The following is a 20,178-nucleotide window of genomic DNA, read 5'->3' on the forward strand; positions in this document are numbered from 1 at the left end:
CCGTTCCCCTAGAATAAAAATGGGGACGGTTTTTTTGCGGTTTCCTATACTATGTCGACAAGCAAAGTGATAAAATAGTGATAGATATAAAACGCTTTCATTATTTACTAAGGAGGCTTATCATGATTATTACAACAACACCAAACATCCAAGGCAAGACCATCACTAGCTACCAGGGCATTGTCTTTGGCGAAGTGGTGACAGGGGTCAACCTGCTCAAAGATATGGGCGCTGGTTTTCGTAATGTCTTTGGCGGTCGGTCCAAGGGTTACGAAGGAGAACTGACCCAAGCGCGCGAAGAAGCCCTCCAAGAAATGGCTGACCGGGCCAAAGACCTGGGCGCTGATGCTGTGGTGGGCGTCAAGATGGACTATGAAACCCTAGGCGCTAATAATGGCATACTCATGGTCACCTGCAGTGGCACCGCAGTAAGCTTAAGTGATTAAGTCAGTCGACTGTAGCAGACAATCGATAAACCATTCCCTTCGAAACAGAGAGAAACTCTAAGTTTTTCTCTGTTTTTTATTAAGGAGACTTTAAGAATCTAGAAAATGAAGCGTTTACATTTGTAGTTTATCAATATTTCACCTAAGCTTAAAGTATGTCAATCATATAAAAGCATTTTGAGGAGGACGATTCAATGAATAAAAAATTGAAAATCTCATTAGTTAGTCTAGCCAGCATCTTTACCCTAGCTGCCTGTGGCCAAGCCAATGATGGGGGAGATAAAGCCAACACTGACCCAAATGAAAGTAGCCAAGAAGTTTCTCAAGAAACCAAGGGAGAAACGGCTTCTCAAGAAGAAAACCAAGACCAGCAAGAGTCTAAGGAAGACAATAAGGACCAAGCTGAATCCAATCAATCCAGCCAAGACCAAGAAGGCATTGAAAACAAAGAATATGCCGTCTCTATCGAAGATGCCGTGAATAAATTTAACGAAGAAACCGGCGCCCAAGACGTGAAGATCGAAGAAATTGAATTTGACTACGAAGAAGAATTCAGCAAACATACCTATCAAATCCAAGGCTACAACGCGGAAAATGAATGGGACATGCACATTGACCCAGATACTGGTGAAGTCTTGAAGGTAGAAGCTGAAAAAGAAGCCAATGACGAAACGAAACAACTCGAAGTCACCAGCTTAATCACACCAAAAGAAGCCATGGAAAAGGCCCTCGCTGAACACCCAGGCGAAAAAGTCAAGAACTGGGAACTCTCTGTCGATGACAACGGTGTCATCCACTACGAAGTCGACCTCACTAACGTCGATGACGTGGATGTTAACGCAAGCAGCGGAGAAATTATAAACAAGTAATCAATAAATAAAAAATAAGAGCCTGGGACTTTTGTCCCAGGCTCTTTTTACTTGGTCTTTGCTTTTAAATGATACCGAAAATAATTAACTGGAATAGCCTTTCTCTTTTTGACTTTCCTGGTAGCTGGTTAACATGGCATAGATGCTATAAATTTCCCAATCATTAACCTCAATACGGTAGAACTGCTTCAAAGGGTAGAGTATGGTATTGAGATAGTTATAGAAAGGTTTATCGTTTAAACGTAATTGGTGAATATCAACGGAAAGCTCATAATCCACTGGTTCTAAAATAATCCGTTCAATCATCAAAGCCAAATGCATAGTCAAGGTAAAGTTAATCTTAGGCGGGAGCTCAATTTGAAAACGGTCCTCAATCTTTTCAATCACCACGGTTACTTGGGTAATAATAACTTCCGGATTTAAGAATTCCAAACGTGATGACAAACCTTCCACAGAAAAGAACTTGAGAAAGTCCTTAAATAAGACTTGAAGGTCGGTTAGAGCCACAATATCTTTAAAATAAGTACTTAGATTGTCAAAATCATTTTCTAAGAGTTCCAATAAATTCACATTTTTGACCCGTCCTTGGCAATCCAAGGGCGTGGTGGTTAGGACAAAATAAGTGGCATCAAAGTAATTTTCATTGATATCCTGCTGGTGAATTAAATGAAGGAGCTCATTATAGTTCATCACGATGGTTTTAATATTAGGCTTCAAATACTTTTTCAAAATATCAGCCATTCCCTCAGCCAGTTCTTCTCCAGAAATACTGGAAATAATAATATTCTTTTGAATATCAAAACCTTCAAAGAACTGTACCTTAGGTGAAAATTTGCCCTCGGTTTCTTCAATAAAATCGGTCATTGAACGTTTTTGGATCAAGTAATTACCAATTTCTAGCGCCAAGGCAGTGCTTAGCTGGTTAATGACAAAAAGCTCCCCGCGAATTTCCGGTTTCAACCCCTTATAGAGGGTCGTCAGTGACCCCATATCCACCAACATAATGATCCCCGACAAAGTTTGATGGTCATCCATCCACTCCTTGACCCGAGCAATAACATCATGCACTGAAGCGGAAAAAGGCATATTAATGGCATCAAAAATATAATTGTCATTTAATTGGTTGGCCACCTTTTGGATGCTGGAAGCCGTCGAATCCCCATGGGCCACTAATAGGGCATGGTAGGCAAGATTTTCATTGACTGCATCCAAGAGCAAGAGGCTTAAATACCAGACCAAGTTCTTATAAGCCTTGGGATCAAGCCCTTTACAGAGTTCCCTGGCCAAGGAATAGCTTCTCGAATAACCGGCAAGGATTTGCTTTTTAATAGAACTAGGTAAAGTAATTTCTTGCAGGTAAGATTGATAGGAACTATAAAAACGAATAAAAGTTTCGACATGACCAGCGATAATATTTTTTCCTAAAATGTCTTGGCAGGACTTCACCAAGGTCTGATAGAGAATCACCGGTTCCAAATTAGACTGTTCGATATTATTTAAGTGGTCTTGGGTAAAACCTATAAAATCCGAGCGGACACTATAAATCGACTCTTGGTCAAAGACCTTCTGTAAGGGTTTAATAATCAATTGCTCAATATCTTCTTGGCGTTTAGACGTTCCTTCTTTGGCATCTATAGTTAAGACATGGTTAATATGATCTTGGTTTGAAATCAAGAGAAAATCCGAATTTTCCTGGTATTCAAAGGCTTGGGCACATAATAATTGAATATTATTATAGAGCGAGCCGATATTTCCGGGATATTTTTGATTCACGAGAAATTCAAAGTCGCCAATGTCAATTTTAATGGGTAAGTCCAAGCGCTTGGACTCCTTGCGAAAGAGGGTTTCCACTAACTTAATCCGCTCATCATAGGGTCTTTGATGAAAATCGGGAAGTTTAATGGTTAAGGGAATCCGCCGATAAAAAGTTGGCAAGAGAACTTTCTCAGGGTCCTCAGAAGTGGCTAGGACCAAACGCACCTTGGAATAAACTTCCTCATTTTCCTCACCCAGGGGGCGGAAATAGCCCTTATCTAGAAACTGAAAGAGCTTCTCTTGGTTCTCATAAGAGAGGCGGTGAACCTCGTCTAAAAACAAGAGACCCTGGTCAGCAGTCTTTAAGAGTCCATCCCGTTTACTGTCGGCCCCAGTAAAGGCCCCCTTCACATGACCAAACAAGAGTGAAGACATTAACTCCGGGTTATTGGCATAGTCCGCACAATTAAAGACGGTAAAACGTTGGGAACAAGACTTATTCAGGGCATGGAGTTGTTTATAAATCAATTGAGCCAAAAACGACTTGCCTACCCCAGAATTTCCATTTAATAAAATCGGCAAACCAATGGGTGGGTAATTGACAGCTGCTTTTATTTTTTTATTTCTTCCTTGACCGAACCCTGACTCCCAATAAATTGGGAAAAATAATCAACCTGCTCCTGGCTTTCTGCTAGATGCTGGTCTTGAACAGCTAAAGACCAATAAACAGGGCGCGAATCGGACTTGTCTACCTTGCCGAGTTTGGCTAAATTATTGAGATAATTACTGGTTAAGGACCGACTGCGACCAATCGCCTCACTCAAAGCTTTAGTACTTAAGGGCTGGGACTGCTGTAAAAGGATATTCATTAATTCTTTTTGGATGTCTTTTTTCACAATAACTACCTCGCTCTAAAAAAGGCTACGTGTAGTCGCAGCCTCTTATCTTGTGATTTTTATCACACTATCTATTAAAAGATAAAATTCAATATTATACAACCCCTAAAAGCCCCAGAACGACTGAAAGGAGAATAATTCCTAGCATAATCCAGTTAACATTGACCCGTTTATTCCGGATTAAATAAAAGGCTAATAAGGTTACAGCCATGGGGACTAAGCCTTTAAAGAGTTGGTCTAAGTATTCTTGAATCAAAATCGGGTCACCACCACCATTAACGGCAACCGATAGCGTGGTTTTAAATTTAACATGGGAAGCCGTCATCGACCCAACCATCATCAATCCAAGCATGGAAGAAGCTTTGGTAATGACTTTCATGGCTCCAGATTCATAAACCTTGCGGATAAAGTTGGTGCCGAGCGAGTAACCAATATCTAGCATATAGTAATGAATTAGGAAGGCTGGAATATTGTACAGTAGTAGGAAAATAATAGCTCCCAAAGGGGAACCCGTCGAAGCAATGGATATCCCAATCCCTGCGGCAATCACCCGTAAAATCCCCCAGAAGAAGGAGTCCCCAATCCCTGAGATTGGTCCCATCAAGGAGGTTTTTACCGCGGTAATGGAGTTAGGGTCAAAGTCATCGGACTCAGCATTGGATCTTTCCATAGCGGCAACGATCCCAGTAATCAGGTTATTCAAGTGCATAGTGGCATTGTACCAAGTGGTATGACGTACCAAGGCATCCGCCTTTTCTTTATCGGTTTTATAGAAACGGTTAATGGCAGGTAAGAGGGTATAAATCAAACCAATGGCGTGGTATTGGTAGGCCCCGGTCCGACTCATATTAATGGTCCAAGACCGCCAAAACATCGACCGCAACATCTTTTTATCTTCAATTTCTTCAGGGCTTTGCGCCTTTTTTTGACCTAATAATTTCATGAGAAAAAGTCATCCTCCTCTGCTTGATCGCTGCTTTCAAAATGATTGCTTGGTGACGTTGCTTGTCGTAAACTTCTTAATTCGTTCAGTTCTAAGTCACGTTGAGCGCTGACTAGACAGATCACAAATCCAAGAGCCGCAACAGCAACAGCTGGTAATTTCAAGTAGGCGGTTAGAATAAAACCGAGTAGGTAGAAGACAGCTAATTTATTATTCCATAAGAGTTTCATTAAGAGGGCAAAACCTACAGCAGGTAAGAGCCCACCAGCAGCCTTCAAACCATTCATTAAGGCTTCAGGGATATTATTCACTAATTGCTCAATCGGACCACTTCCGGCAAGAACCCCGATAAAGGTGATGGAAGCTAGGATAAAGAAGTAGACCACGAAACTAAAGTAATGCAGGAAGACGATGCCTTTTTGATTATTTTCTCTGGCAAATTTATCCAGGGCGGGAGCAAAGATGTTCATAAAGACGTTCTTCAAAAACATCACTACGAAAGCGGCTAACATACCAATAGGGATGGCTAAGGTAATGGCAGCTTGTTGTTCAACATTAGAAATAATAGCAAAGGTTACGGCCAGAGCAGTCGCGGTAACCGGTTCAGCGGAAATCACCCCACCGATATTGACGTTACCCATAAAGACGGCTTCTAAGGCAGCCCCGATTAAAATACCTGTTGTCATGTCTCCCATACATAAGCCCGTCACCAAACCAACCACTAAGGGCCGTTCGATCATGGATTGACCCGTCAAGTAAGTGACTGATGAACAGAAGAAGACAATGAAAAAGGCAATTATTGCATAAGTAAGCATAATTCAATTCCTTTCTAAATTTTTATAGACTTGCTAAGGCTTCAGCGAGATCTTTCTTGGTATTACTTGGTAAGACTTGGTGGAAACTATCTACTTTCAGTTGAGAAAGATCTTTAGCTGCTTGTAATTCGGATGGGTTCAATTGCACACTGGAAAAAGGAGCAACCTTTTCAGCAGGATCCGTTTGGTCAAAACGGCCGACATTGGCCACATTCACGGCTTCAATATTCTCAACGGCTTTGGCGATTTGATAGGCATCCGACACTTTATTGACAATCACGAATAATTTTCGATCAGCGGCTCTAGGATCTTGGCAAACTTTAATGGCGTCAGCGACTGAACGAATCAACAATTTAGAGCCTTCTGGCACAGCCATCTTCAAGGTCATTTGGGTAATTTCATCATTGGCTGCAGCATCATTAGCCACAATAATTAAAGGAGTATTCAATTCCTTGGTCCACACCACAGCAACTTGGCCATGGATTAAGCGGTCATCAACACGAATTTGGGTAATCATTGTAAAAATCTCCATTCTATTGGCTTAAGCAAAGAAGTCGTCATCGGACTCCTCAGCTTCTAACTGAACTAATTTAACAGCACTTTCTTCAATTGCGGTGTGTAAGCTGGCTTCACTCACGGCTTCAGGTGAAAGTAAGACACTCAGGATAACGCCTAGGTTAGCATTACTGATCACATAGACCTGCTTGGCCTTATCACTATGTAAACACTTGGAAACGACCCGTTGGTTAACCGAACCTCCAAAAATATCTGTAAAGATAATGCCTTGGTCTTCGGCCTCAATATCGGCTAAAAATTGGTCAATTTGACTGCTATAATCTTCATCCGTGACATAAGCATCAATCACTTGGACTTGGTCTTCTAGACCAGTAAGGATCTTGATTGACGATTTAAAACCCGATGCCAAGTGTCCGTGAGAAGCAATTAATATTTTCTTGGTCATCAACTGACCTCCTTTCTCAATCTCTTACTTTATATATAGCAATTTATATGCCAAAACTTTCCTGGTATAATAATAAACAAAGATTGCTATAGTGTTTATAATCACTTATTAGTGTTTAAGGAGTTCTTTTATGGCTATCAATTATCGCACCCAGCAAAAGATCAAAGAAAAATTATCCCCCTATGTCAAAACTCAATTGGTCCATGCCAGCCGACTCTTACAAAAGAACCAAGTCGACTTAATCAGCGAATTGAACAATTACTATGAAAGCAACCCTTTTATCGAGATTAGTGAAAATCAAGAAGTCCAAGCCTCCTTTACTCATGAGACGAGCGACTATTCTTTAGCAGATACTTTGGCTGATTCCAATGCTGTATCCTTGGATGAGTACCTGATTCAGCAAGTCAGTGGGATGTCTTTATCTGCCTATGAAAAACGGCAAATTACTTATTTAATTGGTCAAATGGACCAAGACGGCTACTACTGCAAGGAAGACCAGGCCACCCGCCAACTCTTTGCTTGGAGTCAAGCTGAATTAGAAACTTATTTAAGTATCCTGCAAAGCCTAGAACCCAAAGGCATCGGCACCCGTAATTTACAAGAGTGTCTAGCTTTACAGGCCAAGGCCCTTCCTGACGGGCAATTAGTGGAGGCCTTAATCAATGATCACTTAGAAGACCTGGCCCAGGGAAACTTTGACAAAATCGCTCAGCAAGAAAGCATCCCTCTAGACCAGGTAGAAGCAGGCTTTATACAGATTCAAAGTCTGGAACCTCGGCCAGCTCGTAATTTTTCTCATGATATCCCTGCTTACACCCTGCCCGATATTATTGTGAAGGCAAAAAATGGGGAAGTAAGCTTTCAAGTTTCTAAGGACTACCTCCCCCAAATAAGCTTTAAGCAAGATTACTACCAAGCCATGACAGCCAAAAGCCCTGATGAGGAAACTCTTACCTATCTCAAAGAAAAAAAGCGAGAATTCGACTGGCTGGTCTTCTCACTCAAGAAAAGAGACCAACTGCTCCTAAAAATTAGCCAATACCTGGTCCAATACCAAACCGCCTACTTAAATCAGCAAGAAAAACAACTCCGCCCCCTGTCACAAAAAGAACTAGCTCAAACGCTAAATTACGACGAATCGACCATTTCCCGGGCCATTACGGACAAATACTTGCAATATAATCAGCGGATCTTGAGTTTCCACGACCTCCTAGCTAAAAAAGTTTCCGTCAATGGCGAAGCCCTAACCCGACAACAAGCAGAAAAATTCATTCGCCAAATCATTGATCAGGAATACCCCCACCATCCCCTCAGCGACCAAGCCATTAGTGATCATTTAGCCCTCCACAACTATTACCTCGCCCGCCGGACTGTGGCCAAGTACCGCCAAGCCATGGGCATTCCTGGGGCACGAAGGAGAAAACGACAAAAGCTCGCCCAGGAAAATAAAAATCAGACATAACAAGCTTATTAAGGTAATTTATCGACAAACAAAAAGTGCCTCCCTCACTCAACAGTGAAAGAGACACTTTTTTCGTCTTGTTATATTATTCGGCTAAGTTTTAGCCCAGCGCTTAATTATCGAAAACTTTAGATAAAGGCTTGTTGGCCAGTGTAGTAACGACCGATAATGAGGGAGTTAACCTCGTGGGTCCCTTCATAGGTGTACATTCCTTCAATATCTGCCATGAAGCGTGGGACATCGTATTCCAAGAGGATGCCGTTACCGCCACAAACTTCACGAGCTAGGGCCGCATTTTCACGAGCCCGGTAGCCGTTATGCATCTTAGCCATCGAAGAGTTCTCTTCTTTATAGATACCACGTTCTTGTTGTTGGGCTAATCTGACTGCAATCGCTAGGGTAGCTTGGGCGTTCATGGCCATGCGGGACAATTTTTCTTGGATCAATTGGAAACTGGCCACAGTCTTACCGAAGGCTTCCCGTTCCCGGGTGTACTTCAAGGCTGCTTCAAAGGCCCCGGCTGTCGCACCTGCCAGTAACCAAGCTACGTCAGACCGGGTGTTGCGAAGGATGTTCGCTGCGTCCTTCCAAGAGTTCACATTTTGCGCTCGTTGGGACTCAGGCACTTTAACGTCAGTATAAATAATTTCCGCATTAGGCATCATCCGGAAGAAGGCTTTGGGTTCGGTGTTGAAGGTTTCGACCCCCTCACTTTCCCGTTCCACAAAGAACATCTTCACTTGGCCATCGTCCACATCACGGGCAAAGAAAGCGTGCCACTTAGCTAGGGTCCCGCCACCGATCCATTTCTTATGACCATTCAGAATCCAGGTGTCGCCTTCCCGTTTAGCGGTCGCTGCCATCCCACCAGCAATATCAGACCCGTGTTCAGGTTCGGTCATGGCTAAGACACCCTTACCTTCCCAGCTGAGGACGCCTGGCATAAGTTTTTCCTGTTGTTCCTTGCTGCCCCCAATTTTGACACATTCGTGGAACAAGCCCCCATTAGAGGTATAGAAGGTCCCAATCACCGGGTCCGTTTTGGCTAGGGTATAAGCCCGGAAGCCCCGGAAGAGTTGGCTGATGGTCCCATCTTCACGCCCTTCTAATAATTTAGGGTTTTGAATAAGGTCAATATCAATAATTTTTTGCATTTCTTCCAGTGGGAAAGTTGCCTTGTCCCAGTGTTCATCGAGGACGGGATAGATATCCTCTTTCAGAACTTTTTCGACCTCTTTTAGGACTTTTCTTTCCCCATCGGTTAAATCTTCGGCATAGTTATAAAGGTCGGAATAAAACATTTTTTCAACTGCATCAATGTCTGCTCTAGACTCTTTAACCATAATCGTTCTCCTTGTCCTTTGATTCGCTCACATGCCCTCTAAGCGGCTGGGAGATATTAATTTTCCCAAGACTAGCGCTTTTGGGCCTTTGGTCATCTCACTATTTTCTTTGTAATTTTTCTTGGTTTTTAGCTTGTTCAGAAGGTAATTGCTTGCCATCTTCATCGTAGTCGTAGAAGCCCTTGCCGGCTTTCTTACCAAAGCGTCCAGCCCGCATCATATTCTTCATGGTTACTGGTGGGGTCCAGCGGGGGTCCCCATACTCTTGTTCGAAGTATTCCATGACATAGTAACCAATATCAACACCGGCATAGTCTTGAAGTTCAAGCGAGCCCATGGGGTGGTTTAAGCCATAGCGCATGGCCTTGTCAATGTCTTCTGGGGTGGCAATGCCTTCTTCTAAGACCTTGATGGCTTCAATCATTTGCGGGATCATGATCCGGTTAACGATGAAACCTGGGGAGTCTTTATGCACGGTCACGGTTTCTTTACCGATACTTTCAGCGACTTCTCTCACCACAGCAACTGTTTCATCACTGCTTTCATAGCCATAGATAATTTCTACTAACTTCATCACTTGTGGTGGGTTGAAGAAGTGCATCCCCGCGAAACGACTCGGGTCTTCTAAGGCACTGGCAATTTCAGTAATGGATAAAGAAGAAGTATTGGTCGCTAGGACAATGTCATCACGGACAATGCCTTCCACTTCTTTAAAGACTTCTTGTTTGAGCTCCATCTTTTCTAGAACGGCTTCAACCACGAAGTCCACATCTTTGAAGTCCTTGAGGTCGGTGGTTCCAATGATGCGGCTAAGAACTTCTTCCTTGCCCGCTTCATCTAATTTCCCCCGTTTCACACTTCCATCGAGGAATTTACTAATCCGATCTATCCCCCCTTGGACAAACTTGTCTTCAATATCTCTTAAGATCACCTGATAACCATTGGAAGCAAACACGTTGGCAATCCCTGCCCCCATTGAGCCGGCTCCAATCACTCCAATTGTTTTGATCTCTGACATAGAAACAACACTTCCTTTCTTTGGATTTATTATCTTCACAAGTATTGTAGCAAAAATGTAAGCGCTTTATTAGTTATATGCTTGTGCAGTTATTATTTATCTAGCCATTAAAAGCACTATAATTAAGCCAAGATGGTCAGGTAAAGTGATTTCACAAGCCCTCTCTTAGCCTTGATAAAAAATAAACATAAAGAAAAAGCCAAAAAATAAATATCTTATTTTTTGACTCATCGCTCCTCTGAAAGGCGTATTTATACAATTTTTGTACTAAACGAATGCTTACTAGCATTATTTATTAAAGAACCAAAAAAACTCCAGCGCCATCAGACACTGGAGTTCTTCTTACCATATTACTAGTCCTTATAGGATACGACCATATAACGATGGGGATCACGGCCTTGGGACTGAGTTTTAATATGACTGTATTTGGATAGGCAGCGGTGAATAATCTTCCGTTCACGCGCTGGTAAGGGACTCAAGGTGACGTCTTCACGTTCCACGGTCACTTGATCAGCGGTTCTTTCCGCCAATTTTTCCAAGGTTTGTTCGCGACGTTCCCGGTAGTCGCCCACATTCACTTCAACAGCTACACGTTTACGGACATGGGAATGGGTGAGAATCTGAGCCAGGGTTTCTAAGGAATTGATAATCTTACCATGCTTACCAATCACTAAGCCCGGTTTATCGGTATTAATATGGAAGATAATCAAATCATCCATATCTTCAACATCAATGGTCACATCCACCAGGTAGGCTTCCATGACATCGATGAGATAATGGGCCACATCTTCAACACCCCAGTCGAAAGGATAAGAAGAGTCTTCTGCTTCTTCTTCCTCATCTTCTTCATAGTCTGCGTCTTGGGACTGACTGTCAGTTGTTGAGTAGTCAGTTGCTACTGATTCGCTGGCTGGCTCACTTTGACTCGCCACTGGCTCTAATTCAGCGCTGTCACTTACATCAGATGGGCTAGCGCTTTGGCTATCGAGTGTATGCGCTACTTGGCTGTCACTGCTTAATTCACTAGTCGCTTGGCTGGCAGCACTTTGGCTATCATCGAGCGCTTCAACCACAGTCGCTTCTTCGACCACTTCAGTAGTGGCCGGCGCTGTATCAGCTACTGGATCAGTGACTGTTTCTGCTTCAACAGCGACTTCAGCCACAATCTCATCAACACTGGGTTCACCATCAGCTAGGCTGACTTGAATAATGGCCGGTTGGCTACCAAAACCAAAGAACCCTTTTTTAGGCTCTTGGAGGACTTTGACATCTTCCATCGAGATGTCACTGACTTGGAGCCCTTCTTTAGCTGCTGCAATGGCCTCTTCAACACTAGCACCTTGATAAGTTTCTAATTTCATATTCCATGCTCCTTATTACTTACGCTTTTTACCTCGTGGATTACGACGGGCTTTCTCTAAGCGCCGTTCCAAATCCTTTTCTTTAGCCTCTTCTTCATGGCGTGCCCTTTGTTTTTGATAAGGGTTATTGATCAATAGGGTTTGCCCAATAGTAAAGACATTGGCTGTTGCCATGTATAAGGCCAAAGCACTCGGTAAGTTCATCATAACAAAGAAAATAAAGACAGGCATAACGTATTGCATGGCTGTCATTGACCCAGACTTAATCCCCGAAGCGATCTGACTCAGGTGGGTAGAATACCAAATCGATACCGCAGCAATAATCGGTAAGATGAAATAAGGGTCTGGCTTACCCAATTCCATCCATAAGAAATGCCCGTTGGTTAAGGCTTCGGTCCGACTAATGGCTTGATAGAGAGCCGTCAGAATCGGGAGTTGGATTAACAGGGGTAAGCAGCCAGCAAACTGGTTGGTATCATACTTTTCTTGTAGTTTAGCGGTTTCTTCTTGGAGTTTTTGTTGGGTCTCGGCATCACGGGAAGCATACTTCTCTTGCAGGGCCCGAAGTTCAGGCTGCATCTTTTGCATCTTCTCCGTGTTCTTCATCTGTAAGCTGTAGAGCGGGGTTAAGAGGAGGCGGGCCAGGATAGTGAAGACAATAATCCCCATCCCGTAACTATTTCCAAAGACTCCTGATAACCAAATAATGATTTGTGATAGGTTGTAAAGCACATAACGATCCCAAAAGCCCGTGGAATCAGCTGTAATCGGCTCCATACCACCGGCTCTGGCACACCCACTAAGCACCAGGATTCCTACTAAGAGCAATCCCAGAGCTAGCAGGTGTTTTTATTTTGTTTAACTTTCACTTTCTGCCCTCTCTTTTCTTTCTACTGGCCTAGACGGGTCAGTGTGGAAGAGACCCTGTAAGCGCATCACGTGGATCAAGCTGGCTTTGACCTGTGCCTGGGTCATGTCCTTAGTTGGCTTACGGGCAATGATGATAAAATCGACATTGCTTTTAATATAGGGTTTTAATTCGGTCAGTGCCTGGCGGATTAACCGTTTCACCCGGTTGCGGGTCACCGCATTGCCGATCTTTTTCCCCACAGAGAGTCCAACCCGAAAATGTTTTTGCTCTTTTTCGATGGAGTAGACTACAAATTGCCGGTTCGCCTTGCTGTCTCCCTGGTGGAAAACCAAGCTAAAATCTTTTTCTGACTTGACCCGGTAGCTTTTACGCATTGTATTCCCTCCTCGACACTAAATAAAAAAAGACCACAGCGCTTTGTGGTCTTATGCTGAAAGTCGTTTTCTGCCTTTTTGACGACGACGCGCTAAAACGTGACGACCATTTTTTGTACTCATACGGTTGCGGAAGCCATGTTTCTTTTGACGACGACGTTTATTTGGTTGATAAGTTCTCTTCATGAATGACACCTCCTATGATATGGGAATGGTTATATCTAATAACAATCTTTCACATTATACCGAACAACTGAAATAAGATCAATAGAAATCTAAAAAAAATTCACCAACTGACTAATCTTTTTCTAAAAAACACAGCCTCCCCAGCAGTCTTATAAACAGGCTTTTTAGTCGGCAAATAATTAATAGTTTCTTCTTATTAATTAAGTCCAACCTTTGCGAAATGACCTAAGGCTTAGTATAATAAAAGTGAAAAAGAAAGCGCTTACTTATTATAAATCCATATCTTTTCGCCTCTTTTTAACTTCAAGTGAATAAACTATAAATAAAGCTAATTATTCAAGTCAGGTGTATAGAAAGAAAGGTGACGGTTGATGATCAATACAGATTTAGTCGTACTTGGTGGCGGCCCCGCCGGCTATGTGGCCGCTATCCAGGCAGCCAAACTCGGCTTAGAGGTTTACTTAATCGAAGAGGACAAAGTGGGGGGAACCTGTTTGAATCGGGGTTGTATCCCTACCAAAGCCCTCTTACAAGCCGCCCATGTGAAAGACACGGTCGACCAGGCCCAAGCCTTTGGCATTGAAAGTGGGGGTCAGTCCCAGGTCAAGATGGAAAAAATCCAGTCCTATAAAAATGCCGTGGTCAAACAATTAGTGAGCGGGGTGGCAGGCTTGGTCAAGAAAAACAAGGTCCACCTCCTAAAGGGTCACGGAGCTGTTCTAGGCCCCTCGATCTTCTCTCCCAATTCGGGCGCCATTGCAGTAAGTCCAAATGATCCCAAGGAAGAAGAAAGTATTATCGTTCCAAAAAATGTCATCATAGCTACTGGGTCACGGAACAAAAACCTGCCCAATATTACTATTGATGAGGAATATATCCTCTCTTCCACCGGCCTCTTAGAGATTGCAGAAATTCCTAAGTCCATTGCCATTATTGGTGGCGGAGTCATTGGGGTAGAATTTGCCTCTTTCCTTGCCCGGATGGGAAGCCAGGTCACCATTATCGAATACCTAGACCGGCTCTTAGCCAATGAAGGCAAAAATATCTCCCAAGCCCTGGCCAAAAACTTTAAAAACAAGGCATCAAGCTGAAGCTCAGTTGTCAGGTCGACCAAGCCCAGGTCAAAGATGGCCAGGTTCTGGTCTCCATGAACCAGGGTCAGGACCAGGAAGTCTTTGACAAGGTCCTGGTGGCTGTTGGTCGCGAACCTAATATTGATAACATTGGCCTTCATAATACCTCCATTAAATACGATAAGAAGGGGATTAAGGTCAACCAGAACTTCCAAACCAAGGAAGGCCATATCTATGCCATTGGCGATGCTATTAATACACTCCAACTGGCCCATGTAGCTATGGCGGAAGCCAAGTGTGCCGTCGACCATATCGTCAACAATACCAGTGAACCGCTCAACTACACCATGTTACCACGCTGTGTCTATAGCTCTCCGGAAATTGCCAGCGTGGGGTATAACCAAGACAACCTGCCTGAAGCTGTTGAAGCCAAGGTCGGCCACTTCCCCCTAGCAGGCAACGGCAAAGCCCTGATCGAGCAGGCCAGTGACGGATTTATTGAAGTCATCCGCGACCAAGCCACGGACGACTTACTGGGGATCACCATTCTTGGCCCCCATGCCTCCGAAATGATCAGTGAAGGCAGCCTGGGACTCTACCTCAATGCGGCTAATGAAGAAATCGCTACCACCGTCCACCCTCACCCTAGCCTGTCCGAAGCCCTCCAAGAGGCCGCTTTAGATGCCATGGATATGGCCATTCATAAGTAAACTAGTCTCACAAAGGATCTAGTAGTGTCTAAAAATAATTTTGTCGTTTTAAGTAAATGAGGTTGAGCCTTCCAGCTCATCCTTCGATTAGAGAAAGTGAGTTGACTATCATGGAAAAATTAGCAAGTACTGGTCTAAGTAAAGAAGCCATTATCGAGGCTTATAAGCATGTGGTCCGGAGCCGTTTACTCGATGAGCGGATTTGGCAATTGACCCGGATTGGTAAGACCTCTTTTAATATTTCTGGTCAAGGACATGAAGTCGGCCTAGTGGCTATGGCTTTAGCCTTTGACCATGACAAGGACTTCTTCCTTCCTTATTACCGGGACATGACCGCCTGCATGGTTTGGGGCATGTCCTGTACCGATGTTCTCCTGGCCACCTTTGGTAAGGACGCTGATCCCAACTCCCACGGCCGGCAGATGCCTAACCACTTCGGCTCCAAAGAACACAATATCGTCAGCCATTCCTCCCCGGTGTCGACCCAATACCCTGTGGCTGCGGGTGTTGCCCTAGCCAACAAACTGGATGGGTCTGACAGCATTGCCCTAACCACGACGGGTGAAGGTTCCTTTAACCAAGGAGAATGTGCTGAAGCCATGAACATTAGCGGGGTCATGCAACTCCCTGTTATCTTCGTGGTGGAAAATAACGGTTATGCCATCTCCGTCCCTGCCAAACACCAATACCATGCCGAATCCTTAGCCCTGAGAGGGCCTGGCTACGGTTTTGAAGGCGAACGCGTGGACGGCTTTGACTTTGCCCAAACCTTCAAGGCCTTCAAAAAAGCCGTGGAAAAGGTCCGCCAAGGCGGTGGCCCTCACCTGATTGAACTCATGGTCACCCGTTTAACCAGTCACTCCTCCGATGATGATCAAACGGTTTACCGGTCAGCTGAAGAACTAGAGGGAGTCAAGGCCAATGACCCGATTAAGCAATTTAAGACTCAGCTGATCGAAGAAGGTTACCTGACTGAAGCGGAAAATGAAAAAATCTACCAAGAACTCCAAGCTGAAGTCGATCAAGCCACTGATGAAGCGGAAGCCAGTCCCGACCCAACGCCTGAATCACTCTATGAACAAGTCTATGCCGACTAATTTCTCCATATAATAGGAAAGGAATGACTCAAGATGACAGAAATAACTTACTTAGAGGCCTTGAACCAAGGTATTGATGAAGAAATGGCCCGCGACGATAAGGTCCTCATCTTTGGTGAAGACGTTGGCGGGGAAAAAGGTGGGGTTTTCGGGGTCTCCAAAGGCCTAGCCGCTAAATACGGGGATGACCGGGTCTTCTCCAGTCCCCTAACCGAAATTGCTATTGCTGGTTTAACGGTGGGCTTAGGCGTTAAAGGCTACCGGGCTATTGGTGAATTCCAATTTGCCGACTATATCCTCCCAGCTGTTAACCAAATTAACTCCGAAGCCGCTAGAATGCGTTACCGGACCAAGGGCGACTGGACCAACCCAATCGTCTATAGAGCTCCTTATGGGGCCGGGGTTCGCGGTGGTTTCTACCATTCTCAAACCACCGATAAGATCTTTGCTGGCCAACCGGGACTAAGGATTGTGACCCCATCCACTGTTTATGACGCTAAGGGCATGATCAAGGCCGCTATCCGCTCCGATGACCCTGTCCTCTTCTATGAACACAAGCGCCTCTACCGGCTCTTAAAAGATGAAATCCCTAGTGAAGACTATACCGTTCCTTTAGACAAGGCTAATGTCCTCCGCCAAGGGGACGATATTACCGTAATTGCCTATGGGATTGTCCTCCAATACGCCCTCAAAGCCGCCGAACGCTTAAGTGAAGAAGAAGGCATTGAATGTGAAGTCGTCGACGTGAGAAGTCTCTATCCACTAGATAAGGAAACCCTGGTGGAAGCGGCTAAGAAAACCGGTAAGGTCCTCTTGGTTACTGAAGACAATAAGGAAGGCGCGATAATGAGTGAAATTGCTGCCATTATCGCTGAAGAAGCCCTCTTCGACTTGGACGCGCCCATCCGCCGTTTAGCTGGCCCAGATGTGCCTACTGTGGGCTATGCCCTCAACTTAGAACGTGAATTCTTAGTCGATGAGGACAAGGTCTACCAAGCCATGAAAGAGCTCGCTGAATTCTAACCATAGCTAAGACTTGTCATCAAGCAGAAGGGAGCTTAAACTAATGACTAAAAAAATCATCAAGATGCCGGCCCTAGGCGAAAGTGTTCACGAAGCGACCATTAACGCTTGGCTAGTCAAAGCCGGCGATACCGTCAAAAAATACGACCCCCTTGCGGAAGTGATCTCTGACAAGGTCACCACCGAGGTCCCCTCCGAATATAGTGGGACGATCGACGAATTGTTGGTTGATGAAGATGAAGAAATCCCTATTGGCCAAGCCATCCTGTCAATTATTGTCGAAGGGGATGGCCCAGACGACCAAGCCGAAGCCCATTCTACAGAAACTAGTGACCAAGAGCGGACGGATGAAGCAAAAGAGGAAGCCGAGCCAAGTCAAAATCTCAACTATTCCCCTGCTGTCGTTCGTTTGGCCCAGGAGAAAGGAATTGATCTCAAGCAAGTCACCGGGACTGGCAAAAATGGTCGGATTACCAAAAAAGATGTCCTCAAGGCCGCTGATCAAAGCGAAAGTAGCAGTCAAAGCACAAAAGTAAATGAAGCGAAATTGTCAAATGATTCAGAAAAATCAAAATTTGATAGCCGATACTCACCAGCTGTGCTAAAATTAGCACAGACGCATAATATTGATTTGTCTCAGTTGGTGGGAACTGGTGCTAAAGGGCGCATCACGCGAAAAGATGTCCTAGCGGCACTTGAGTCGGGCTCAAGCCCAGACCAAACTGCCAGCCAGTCTGAAAGCAGCAGCCAAATTGATCAGTCAGCCAAGACTCCTGTGAGTCAACCAAGTCAATCTCAAGACCAAGTCACACCAGCCGATGGTATCCGTAAAGCCATTGCTAAACAAATGACCAAGTCCTACCAAGAGATTCCCCATGCTTGGATGATGGTAGAAGCTGACGTGACCAATATCGTTAATTTACGCAATCATTTGAAAGATTCCTACCAGGATAACGAAGGGATCCACCTCTCTTACTTCCCATTCTTTGTAAAAGCAGTGACCCAAGCCTTAAAACAACACCCACTGCTTAACGCCAGTTGGCAAGAAGATGGGATTCACTACCATAAAGACATTAATTTATCGATAGCAGTAGCTACCGAAGACCATCTTTATGTGCCGGTGATCAAACAGGCGGACCGTCTATCCATCAATGGAATCGCCCATGAAATTGACCGTCTCGCCCAAGCCGTTAAAAACGGTGAGGCAACCAGCCAAGACATGCAAGGTGGGACCTTTACCGTAAATAATACGGGGGTCTTCGGTTCGGTCCAATCCATGGGAATCATTAATCCACCACAAGCTGCGATTCTTCAAGTCGAATCGATTAAGAAGCGCCTTCTTGTCAGTGATGACGGTAATTTGAAAATGGCCGACATGGTTAACCTCTGTCTCTCCATTGACCATCGTCTCCTCGACGGTTTAGAGGCCGGTCGCTTCTTACAAGATGTGGTCCACAATTTAGCTCAATTCAGCCAAGAAACAGAGATATATTAATGCGCTTCTTAGACTCTAGCGACAGTTTTTAACTGAGAGTCAACCAATTATTTCTAGAGAAGAAGGAGTGACAATATGAGTGAAGAAACACAAATGACCCCTAAGGTCTTTCTTAATAAAGTATTGAATGGGACAGCGACAGGAGTGGTTATTGGTTTAATTCCTAATGCCGTTTTATCCGGGATTTTAAAATATTTTACCCACATTCCCCTAGCCGTTACCATTTCTCAAATTGCCGTAATTTTCCAATTAGCTACCCCGCTTGTGATTGGGGCCTTAATCGCCATGCAATTTGGCTTCAAGCCCATGCAAGTCATGGTGACCGCTGGAGCCAGTTTCGTAGGATCGGGAGTTATTCAATATAATCCCGAAGCCAAGGCCTATATCGGTGCAGGAACCGGGGACTTGATCAATACCATGATCACCGCCGCGATCGCAGTTCTGGTCTTACTCTGGGTCAAAGATAAATTTGGCTCCACCGCTGTGATTGCCATGCCGATCTTAGTGGGTTGTGGGGTGGCCTTGATCGGGGTCCTCTTACTACCTATTATTGCTAAATTCACTGGCGCCATCGGTAGTGTCATTAACAGCTTTACCAATCTACAACCGATCCTAATGACCATCTTGATCTCCTGTTCATTCGCGATGTTGATTATCTCACCCATTTCAACCGTGGCGATCGGTCTAGCTATCCAACTCGATGGGATTGCTGCTGGGGCAGCTTCCATGGGGGTTGCGGCAACCACAGTCGTTTTAGTGGTTCATTCTTGGAAGGTTAATGAATCCGGGGTTACCCTAGCCATTGCCTTAGGGGCTATGAAGATGATGATGGCCAACTTATTCAAGTACCCAATCATCTTGGTACCTACTCTATTTACCGCAGTGATTACTGCTATTCCAGTAGCCCTCTTTAATATTTCCGGTACCCCACAATCCGCAGGTTTCGGTTTAGTGGGTATTGTCGGACCGCTAGCATCCTTCGATGCCGGCCTAAGTATTCCTTTAGTTATTCTTTCTTGGTTAATCATCCCCGTAGCCGTTGCCTTACTCAGCAAAGTTCTCTTTGAAAAAGTATTGAAATTATATGACGGTAACGTGGTCTTTGCTTACCAAGGTCAAGAGTAAAATTTTTAACAAAGTCGAGCGCAAGCTCGGCTTTTTTTATGCCCTAAAATCCCCAAAAGTGGATAAGTTTTCCCAGGGGGAGTGGACAGAGCTTACTGTCAATAACTTATCCCAAGGGCTTTTAACAGACTTCTACACAATCCACAGCAAGGGGAGAAGTTATCCACAGTTGTGGATTCCTTTTTGAAATCTGTGTGTAGTTAGGCTTTTATCCCTAGGTATTATCCACAATCGAACAAGTTTTCCCCTGTAACCTGCTAACTATGCACAGATTGTGGATAAGTCTATGAACAACTTGGGAAAACTTTCATCCCCAAGTCGAATAAATGTGGATAACTTTCCTGCTTCATGGTAA

Annotated in this window: 18 protein-coding genes and 2 pseudogenes; 8 read left to right on the forward strand and 12 right to left on the reverse strand. The window is 44.3% G+C overall.

All coding sequences use genetic code 11. The features are described 5' to 3' along the window. Positions 1 to 122 precede the first annotated feature (122 nt). Complete coding sequence (locus HMPREF9243_RS09570; RefSeq protein ID WP_013670123.1) at positions 123 to 446, forward strand: putative heavy metal-binding protein; 324 nt, start codon at positions 123 to 125, stop codon at positions 444 to 446. Between the two features lie 194 nt (positions 447 to 640). Continuing rightward, positions 641 to 1,315: a PepSY domain-containing protein gene (locus HMPREF9243_RS09575; RefSeq protein ID WP_013669124.1), complete on the forward strand. Its 675-nt coding sequence runs from the start codon at positions 641 to 643 to the stop codon at positions 1,313 to 1,315. 84 nt (positions 1,316 to 1,399) lie between these two features. Here HMPREF9243_RS09575 and HMPREF9243_RS09580 read toward each other — a convergent pair whose 3' ends face one another. The 6 genes from HMPREF9243_RS09580 to HMPREF9243_RS09600 form a co-directional block, all read right to left on the reverse strand. Further along, positions 1,400 to 3,727 (reverse strand): sigma 54-interacting transcriptional regulator, encoded by a 2,328-nt coding sequence (locus tag HMPREF9243_RS09580; protein ID WP_395994322.1) that lies wholly within the window; start codon positions 3,725 to 3,727, stop codon positions 1,400 to 1,402. Continuing rightward, a complete protein-coding gene (locus HMPREF9243_RS10085) occupies positions 3,682 to 3,966 on the reverse strand; it encodes a helix-turn-helix domain-containing protein (RefSeq protein WP_049776785.1) in 285 nt (94 codons plus the stop codon). The genes HMPREF9243_RS09580 and HMPREF9243_RS10085 overlap by 46 nt, the downstream gene beginning before the upstream one ends. A gap of 94 nt (positions 3,967 to 4,060) precedes the next feature. Next, positions 4,061 to 4,909: a PTS system mannose/fructose/sorbose family transporter subunit IID gene (locus HMPREF9243_RS09585; protein ID WP_013669410.1), complete on the reverse strand. Its 849-nt coding sequence runs from the start codon at positions 4,907 to 4,909 to the stop codon at positions 4,061 to 4,063. Continuing rightward, positions 4,906 to 5,724 carry a PTS sugar transporter subunit IIC gene (locus tag HMPREF9243_RS09590; RefSeq protein WP_013668493.1) on the reverse strand — a complete coding sequence of 273 codons (819 nt, stop codon included), beginning with the start codon at positions 5,722 to 5,724 and terminating at the stop codon, positions 4,906 to 4,908. Before HMPREF9243_RS09590 ends, HMPREF9243_RS09585 begins: the two co-directional genes overlap by 4 nt. Positions 5,725 to 5,746: 22 nt before the next feature. After that, the gene (locus HMPREF9243_RS09595) at positions 5,747 to 6,241 is read right to left on the reverse strand and encodes a PTS sugar transporter subunit IIB (protein ID WP_013669426.1); all 495 of its coding nucleotides are present in this window, start codon (positions 6,239 to 6,241) and stop codon (positions 5,747 to 5,749) included. A 24-nt stretch (positions 6,242 to 6,265) separates the two neighbouring features. Continuing rightward, positions 6,266 to 6,685, reverse strand: coding sequence for a PTS sugar transporter subunit IIA (locus tag HMPREF9243_RS09600; RefSeq protein WP_013668881.1), 420 nt, complete (start codon positions 6,683 to 6,685; stop codon positions 6,266 to 6,268). Positions 6,686 to 6,815: 130 nt separating this feature from the next. Between HMPREF9243_RS09600 and rpoN the strand changes: the two genes are divergently transcribed. Beyond that, the gene (gene rpoN, locus HMPREF9243_RS09605; RefSeq protein ID WP_013668961.1) at positions 6,816 to 8,147 is read left to right on the forward strand and encodes an RNA polymerase factor sigma-54; all 1,332 of its coding nucleotides are present in this window, start codon (positions 6,816 to 6,818) and stop codon (positions 8,145 to 8,147) included. 128 nt (positions 8,148 to 8,275) lie between these two features. On the opposite strand, the gene HMPREF9243_RS09610 is transcribed toward rpoN, so the two are convergent. The 6 genes from HMPREF9243_RS09610 to rpmH form a co-directional block, all read right to left on the reverse strand. After that, positions 8,276 to 9,490 (reverse strand): acyl-CoA dehydrogenase family protein, encoded by a 1,215-nt coding sequence (locus tag HMPREF9243_RS09610; RefSeq protein ID WP_013669925.1) that lies wholly within the window; start codon positions 9,488 to 9,490, stop codon positions 8,276 to 8,278. Between the two features lie 100 nt (positions 9,491 to 9,590). Beyond that, the gene (locus tag HMPREF9243_RS09615) at positions 9,591 to 10,508 is read right to left on the reverse strand and encodes a 3-hydroxyacyl-CoA dehydrogenase family protein (protein WP_013669218.1); all 918 of its coding nucleotides are present in this window, start codon (positions 10,506 to 10,508) and stop codon (positions 9,591 to 9,593) included. A 353-nt stretch (positions 10,509 to 10,861) separates the two neighbouring features. Beyond that, positions 10,862 to 11,869, reverse strand: a complete 1,008-nt coding sequence (gene jag, locus HMPREF9243_RS09620; protein ID WP_013669971.1) for an RNA-binding cell elongation regulator Jag/EloR — start codon at positions 11,867 to 11,869, stop codon at positions 10,862 to 10,864. 15 nt (positions 11,870 to 11,884) lie between these two features. Next, positions 11,885 to 12,676: a membrane protein insertase YidC gene (gene yidC / locus HMPREF9243_RS09625; protein WP_315861759.1), complete on the reverse strand. Its 792-nt coding sequence runs from the start codon at positions 12,674 to 12,676 to the stop codon at positions 11,885 to 11,887. Positions 12,677 to 12,727: 51 nt separating this feature from the next. Next, positions 12,728 to 13,114 (reverse strand): ribonuclease P protein component, encoded by a 387-nt coding sequence (rnpA, locus tag HMPREF9243_RS09630; RefSeq protein ID WP_013669902.1) that lies wholly within the window; start codon positions 13,112 to 13,114, stop codon positions 12,728 to 12,730. 51 nt (positions 13,115 to 13,165) lie between these two features. Further along, positions 13,166 to 13,300, reverse strand: coding sequence for a 50S ribosomal protein L34 (gene rpmH / locus HMPREF9243_RS10430; RefSeq protein ID WP_013669588.1), 135 nt, complete (start codon positions 13,298 to 13,300; stop codon positions 13,166 to 13,168). Positions 13,301 to 13,668: 368 nt separating this feature from the next. Here rpmH and lpdA point away from each other — a divergent pair. The 5 genes and pseudogenes from lpdA to HMPREF9243_RS09655 all read left to right on the forward strand — a co-directional run bounded on the left by lpdA (position 13,669) and on the right by HMPREF9243_RS09655 (position 19,823). Next, positions 13,669 to 15,083 (forward strand): annotated as a pseudogene (lpdA, locus tag HMPREF9243_RS09635) (dihydrolipoyl dehydrogenase). A gap of 110 nt (positions 15,084 to 15,193) precedes the next feature. Further along, a complete protein-coding gene (locus HMPREF9243_RS09640) occupies positions 15,194 to 16,180 on the forward strand; it encodes a thiamine pyrophosphate-dependent dehydrogenase E1 component subunit alpha (RefSeq protein ID WP_013670122.1) in 987 nt (328 codons plus the stop codon). Positions 16,181 to 16,213: 33 nt separating this feature from the next. Further along, positions 16,214 to 17,203, forward strand: a complete 990-nt coding sequence (locus HMPREF9243_RS09645; protein ID WP_013669156.1) for an alpha-ketoacid dehydrogenase subunit beta — start codon at positions 16,214 to 16,216, stop codon at positions 17,201 to 17,203. Positions 17,204 to 17,288: 85 nt separating this feature from the next. Next, positions 17,289 to 18,698 (forward strand): annotated as a pseudogene (locus HMPREF9243_RS09650) (2-oxo acid dehydrogenase subunit E2); the annotation flags it as partial. Between the two features lie 75 nt (positions 18,699 to 18,773). Then, positions 18,774 to 19,823 (forward strand): PTS sugar transporter subunit IIC, encoded by a 1,050-nt coding sequence (locus HMPREF9243_RS09655; RefSeq protein WP_013668833.1) that lies wholly within the window; start codon positions 18,774 to 18,776, stop codon positions 19,821 to 19,823. The last annotated feature ends 355 nt before the right edge of the window (positions 19,824 to 20,178 follow it).

Origin of the sequence: Aerococcus sp. Group 1 (assembly GCF_000193205.1) — a bacterium.
Taxonomy (GTDB): Bacteria; Bacillota; Bacilli; order Lactobacillales; family Aerococcaceae; genus Aerococcus; species Aerococcus urinae_A.